This is a genomic window from Phytobacter sp. V69, assembly GCF_965644215.1.
Lineage (GTDB): Bacteria > Pseudomonadota > Gammaproteobacteria > Enterobacterales > Enterobacteriaceae > Phytobacter.
Map to the genome: position 1 here is coordinate 1 of NZ_CBFFRL010000469.1, position 804 is coordinate 804.

1 pseudogene is annotated in these 804 nt (G+C 40.3%); it reads left to right on the forward strand.

Annotated elements, in window-relative coordinates:
* Positions 1–79 precede the first annotated feature (79 nt).
* A pseudogene (locus ACSZPU_RS26040) lies at positions 80–526 on the forward strand (tyrosine-type recombinase/integrase); the annotation flags it as partial.
* Between the last annotated feature and the right edge of the window lie 278 nt (positions 527–804).

The following is an 804-nucleotide window of genomic DNA, read 5'->3' on the forward strand; positions in this document are numbered from 1 at the left end:
TGCTTCCATCGGGAATAAGGATCTGGCAGCCTGAGTTCCCAACTAAAATACTCTCCAGGAAAACCGGGGCGGTTCAGACACCAAAAATGGTAAAAGCCATATTGTGACCCTGCACCCTCTTGCCCTATCCATACTGAAAACACAGCGCATTATTTCAGAAGGAGGTTGGGTATTCGAATCCCTCAGCAAACCGGGTTTTCCAGTCACGGGTGATGCCATAACTCGTGCACTTGAACGTTTAAGAACAAAGTATATGGCAGAAGCAGCCCCCTTCTCACCACATGACCTACGCCGCAGTGTTGCAACAGGTTGTGCTGAGTATCTGGACGCACCTGAACGGTTGATTGAGCTACTGCTGAACCATGTCCCCAAAGATCGTTTGATCAGAACTTATCAAGTCGGTCAGCAAGCAGAGAAGTTACGGAATTTATTTTTGAAATGGGGGGATTTTATTGAGTATGAGATAATTCAATCCAACAATGATATTCCTGATAATGTCATCAACATTGATTTTGTTAACAAATAACAATTGGGCCATTATAATCATATAAAAAAGTTTAAGATATTATATAGCAGTGTAATCCGTATAAACACCGTAGATTAATTGCGAACTTTAACAAACCAATCATATAACAATAAAAAATTGCCATAAGTAAATCATATTTTTTTAATTACTTATTTTGCGGTATACATCATCATAACGAAAAAATATCAACATTCGTAGGTTAAAGGCGGATTCAACTCCGAAGTGCAACGCTAAGCCGCCAATCTTAGCTCTGCAAACACCACAGACGGTTGCCTGAA